This is a genomic window from Frisingicoccus sp., assembly GCA_016298055.1.
Taxonomy (GTDB): Bacteria; Bacillota; Clostridia; order Lachnospirales; family Lachnospiraceae; genus Frisingicoccus.
Window position 1 is genome coordinate 1 of sequence record JAEDDO010000123.1, and the last position, 5,306, is coordinate 5,306.

At 43.2% G+C, this 5,306-nt stretch carries 5 protein-coding genes; all 5 read right to left on the reverse strand.

Annotation, left to right across the window (positions count from 1 at the left end):
• Positions 1-221: 221 nt before the first annotated feature.
• The gene (locus QZZ35_RS08775) at positions 222-2,714 is read right to left on the reverse strand and encodes an ABC transporter permease (RefSeq protein ID WP_291237060.1); all 2,493 of its coding nucleotides are present in this window, start codon (positions 2,712-2,714) and stop codon (positions 222-224) included.
• Positions 2,701-3,390, reverse strand: a complete 690-nt coding sequence (locus QZZ35_RS08780; protein WP_291237061.1) for an ABC transporter ATP-binding protein — start codon at positions 3,388-3,390, stop codon at positions 2,701-2,703. The genes QZZ35_RS08775 and QZZ35_RS08780 overlap by 14 nt, the downstream gene beginning before the upstream one ends.
• Before the next feature lie 68 nt (positions 3,391-3,458).
• Positions 3,459-4,400, reverse strand: coding sequence for a sensor histidine kinase (locus tag QZZ35_RS08785; RefSeq protein ID WP_291237062.1), 942 nt, complete (start codon positions 4,398-4,400; stop codon positions 3,459-3,461).
• Complete coding sequence (locus QZZ35_RS08790; RefSeq protein WP_291237063.1) at positions 4,388-5,056, reverse strand: response regulator transcription factor; 669 nt, start codon at positions 5,054-5,056, stop codon at positions 4,388-4,390. The genes QZZ35_RS08785 and QZZ35_RS08790 overlap by 13 nt, the downstream gene beginning before the upstream one ends.
• A 21-nt stretch (positions 5,057-5,077) precedes the next feature.
• Positions 5,078-5,306 (reverse strand): hypothetical protein (locus QZZ35_RS08795; protein ID WP_291237064.1); only part of this gene is annotated, 229 nt, incomplete at its 5' end.

Sequence of the window (5,306 nt, forward strand, 5' to 3'; positions counted from 1 at the left end):
TTTCTATTATACAAATTCTAACTTGAACTTGCAATACAACAAGAATTTTTTCGTTCGCAAATTGCAAGTGCAAGTTGCGAAAAGAAAATTTAAAAATCTAAGCGGGTAATTCCACAGCTTTTGCCGTAGAATTACCCGCTTCTCTATGCTTTTATCAAACTTTTCTGTAAAACTGCTTTTCGATCTACCTGCTTTTTGATTCTTATTTTATCATACAAACCCTACTCAAATCCTCGAATTCGCTCTACAATGGAGCCTTTGCGCTCCATACCGTGATACGCTGCCAGTGGAATGATAACACACAGCACGACAATGCCCAGCGCTGCGGCCGCAATCGGCAAAACCGGTACAGCAAACGGTACGCCTCGATAGTTCATGGACTGATACAGCACATAGGTCACGCCCAAACCAACGGTCAGCGCAACAGCAAGGGACGCTCCCGCATACAGCAGTCCTTCACGAATCAGCAGCCGTCTCACCTGTTTTCCTGTCATCCCGATGCTTTCCATGACAGCAAGCTCAACCTGCCTGCTCTGGATATTGCCCACCGATGCATTCAGATAGTTCATCATACCAATGAATGCAAGTACCAGGGCAATGCCAATTCCAATTCCCAGCATATTTCCCTGTGCCTCTTTGACCGTTTTCATTGCCTCTATCTTGGATTCATAGGAGAAGTCTTTTTGATACGGACTCATTTGAATCATACCTATGATATCATTTTCTGTGGTTTCATTGTACTCCTCTTGATACTTCACTCTAACTTTTGATACATATGGACGATCGACAATACCCTTGACAAATCTATCGCTGACGATCATCGTTGGAGGCGTTCCCAGCAGATTTGCATAATAGGTATCCTCTGTCGTTCCCTGAATCGTCATCTGAAACATCTGATCGTCCTGTCCATCCGGATAAAATGAAATCGATTTTCCAATCGTCTTTGTTTGATTCAGTTTTAGCCAATTTGTATATAGAATACACGCATTCCCCGCAAGAAAATCTGCTTCGTCCACCGGTTGTTCCAGCGTTGCATTCAGGCATTCAAATTCCTGTTTATCAATACCAACAAGAAAAGAGCTGTACTTCTCTGGATGCTGCTGATAATCCTCCTTGATATCTGCGTACTCTTCACCCATCCACATATCATAGAATTCATCCATCCAATAATCCACAAAATCAGCTTCCCATGGTACAACAATCTGCGCATTGACAATTGGGTGTACTTCCTGAATGGCCTGATTCTGCTGTAATTCTGTTAAAAAGGCATCGTCAATCAATGGTTTCCATTTATCCTGTGTTTCCATCTGCATGGTATCATTATTGATAATCATATCGGCGTCCATATAGTCTGAAACAATGGTGCGTGGTCCCTGACTTTCAATCAGCGTTACCATGCACAGGAAAAAAGACAGACAGATTCCCAGTGCAGCAACCACCATCGCTGTCTTTTTCTTGTCACGGCATAGCTGTTCCCGTGCCATTCTCCAAAGAAGATTGTCTTTCCCCGTTTTATGTGAAAGTTTCCTTCCGGCCTGCGGGCGGTATCCCAGTGCTTCAATTGGTGTCACTTGTGTCGCCATTTTTGCCGGTTTCCTGCTGCCTATATAAATTGTCAATACAGCAATCAGGAGGGTCAGCAGGAAAATGGCCGGATGAAAAGTAATGGAAATATCCGCTTCACGGATGCCAAGTGTTTTGACCACAGCCGGAATCAGTCCAAAGGAGGTTGCAACACCGGCAAGCATACCAGCAGCAATTCCAATAGCACCAATAAACAGCATCTGCTTCTCCACCAGCCGGTAAACCTGTTTTTCTGTCATGCCTATGGTTTGCAGCAAGCCATAATACCGCACATTTCCAGAAACAGACAGATATAGAATATTATAAATCAGCAGATAGGCGCTCAGGCAGGTAATACATATCAAACCAAGCAGCCCAAATAAGATCTGTACGGAGGTTTCTGTATCACCTGTAATCAAAAAACGCTGTTTTTTTCCAAGATTCAGGCTCTGCTCCAGATCGTCCTGTGTCCTTTGTGTAACAATCGCAGATTGAAACTTCAAATATAAAAATCCGCGTCCGTAATCTTCCAGTGTAAATCCGGATTGATCAAAAAATGATTTGGAAACATAAAAAACTTTTTTGTCCCCATAGCCGTCCCACATGCCGGAAATGGTAAATTCTTTTGTGTGTTCTCCATTGTTGTCCATATAGGTAATGGTAAACGAATCGCCCACATCCAATCCCTCAAAGCCACAGTCTTTTAATGCCTCCTGTGTTGTCATGACTTCATTGTCCTTTTGCGGATATGTGCCTCTGACCTGTTCGATTGCAGGCTGATGTATGGTATTCCACTGCGTATCATCCGCCCATACAAAGGTTGTATGAAGGGTATCATCATACTCTGTCCTGATTGCCCATGCGCAAAACCCTTCTGTGCCAATCTCCTCAACAGCAGAATCCTTTTCGCATGTTTTTCTCTGTTCCTCTGTAAAACCTCCATAAATGAAGGCATCAAAATCTCCACCATTTAAGCGGATATTCTGTACCCACTGCATTTGCAACCATGTTCCGCCAACAGTCAAAATAGTAAACAGCATAAACGCAGACAGCGCAATTGCCAGAATCATAATCACACTTCTGCGTTTGTTGCTGACAAGAGAACGCTTTGCCATGTGCGTAATCACAGCGCCGTTATTATTTTTCAGCATAACTGACACCGTCCTTTACGATCTTGCCGTCCTCAATACGGACAATCCGGTCTGCCAGCTGCGCAATATCATGGTCATGTGTAATCAGGATAATGGTCTGCTGGAATTTCCCTGCCGCCAGCTTCAGCAGTCCCATAACATCATGACTGGTAGCTGTATCCAGATTTCCTGTCGGTTCGTCTGCCAGGATAATCGCCGGTTTGGAAGCAATGGCCCGTGCAATTGCCACACGCTGCTGCTGGCCGCCGGATAAGGTATGGGGCAATGCTTTACGCTTTTCCTCCAGTTGCAGCAGATTCAGGATTTCATCCACAAATTCCCGGTCTATATGGCGTCCATCCAATTCAATCGGCAATACAACATTTTCATATACATTCAAATCCGGTACAAGATTATAATTCTGAAAAATAAATCCAACCTTTCGGCGGCGGAAAATTGCCAGCTGTTCCTGATTCAGTTCTGCCAAATTCTTTCCATCAATCCATACCGAACCGCTGGTCGGTGTATCCAGCCCGCCAAGCATATGCAGGAGCGTACTTTTTCCGCTTCCGGACTTCCCGATAATCGAAACAAATTCCTGTTCCTGCACAAGGAAATCCACACCATCCAGCGCCTTGACGGTATTTTTCCCGAGCTGATAATATTTCTTCAAATTCTGTGTTTTTACAGCTTCCATAACAGATGCCTCCTTCTTGGTTGCTGAGGTAAGCATACCGCATAAAAATCACAAACTGCTCTCATTTTTCAAGTATCACAATATTGTGATGATTGATTGGGCAGATACAATTGAAACTCAGAACCCTGTCCCGGTATGGAATGTACTTCAACATATCCATCCTGAAGCTCTGCAATTCGTCTGGTCAGGTACAATCCGATACCGATGCCTTCTTCATCATGTACCTCCGGTTCTCGATAAAACCGGGTGAAAATTTGCGTCTGGCGCTCCTGTGTGATACCCTTTCCTGTATCCCATACACTGATTTTGGTAAACAATTCCTGTCTGGTCACAGACAGATGGATGCTCCCGCCTGATTTTGTATATTTCACTGCATTATCCAGTAAATTAAAAACCGCTTCTTCTGTCCATTTCGGGTCATGAAACAGCTTGATCTGCACATCACAGTCCACTGATAACCGCAGCTGTTTTTTCTCTGCCCTGGGTACAAGGGCAGCAACTGCATGTCCCAATGTATCAATCAGATTCACTTCACGCTTCTGAATCTGCATGCTTCCTGTTTCCAGCCGGGACATTTTTATCATGCTCTGTAACAGAAAATCCAGTTTTTCTGTCTGACGTTCCATATTGCTTAAAAATTCTGCCTCGCGTGCAGATGACGCTTCTGACTGTAAGATTTCCAAATAGACCTTCATATTGGCAATCGGCGTTTTTGTTTGATGGGAAATATCGGAAATCAGTTCTTCGATTTGCTGCTTTTCCCGCAATATTTCTGTATTTTTCTGTTTCCAAACATGGTCAACGCGCCGGAGCTTTTCGCTGATCTTCCCCCAGAGCGTATCCTCTATTTCATCTAATCCTATGACCTTTTTTTCAGATAAAATGTAGTCCAGAGCCTGCTCAAATTGATCTGCAAAGGAATAGACCTCATGTTGAAATCGCCACAGTTTCCAAGCCGAAAGAATCGCTGCAAAAACAGCACAAATTGTTATGCTAATCAGTCCAGCCATTGATACCCCATCCCATAAACATTGGAAATATATTTATGATTTTCATCTTCCATTTTCCTGCGCAATCGATTCACATTGACAGCAAGTGCATGTTTATCAACGAATTGTCCGCCACTATCCCATAATCGTTCCAACAAAATATCATAAGTCAATAGTTGCCCAGCATGAGAGCTGAGTTCATGCAGCAGACGAAACTCTGTGGGTGTAAAAGACTGTTCTTTTCCATTTACAGCAGCTTTCGCCTGATTGAAATCAATATACAAATAACCATCGTCAAAAACATGATGTTTGGACTCAAGATTTCGCTTTAAGATCACTTCAATTCGTTTCAGCAGGATTTTCATGGAAAATGGTTTGGTAACATAATCCTCAGCACCCAGCTCATAGCCTTTGAGCACATCCTTCTCCAGATCTCTGGCCGTGAGAAAGAGTATCGCAGCTTTTTTTCTTTCCTTCATCCATTCGCAGAATGTAAATCCTTCGCCATCTGGTAAATTTACATCCAGCAGTACCAGCTCCGGATTTTCTGACAGATAGACATCTTTTGCTTCCTGCAGAGAATGGGCAGAGCAAACCGTATACTCTTCTTTTTCTAAAGCATAACAAATTCCATGATTTAATTCCCAGTCATCTTCGACAATCAATATTTTCTGCATCCTGTGCCCTTCTTTCCGCCTTCATGTATTTAAATGATATTGTAACATAACACAAGGGTATTGTCTTGCTTCCAGCAGACTATCACAGAACTGTGATAGTTCCAGCCTATAAGATACTTTAGCAGATTCTTTTTGTGCCTCATGATGTTCCATCTGTTCCTCCTCCGGTAATTCTCGGATTGCTTCCTGCTGTAGGAGCAGATGTTCCTGCATTTCCTTTATCCGTGGTTCAGCTTCTTCTTTGTATTCT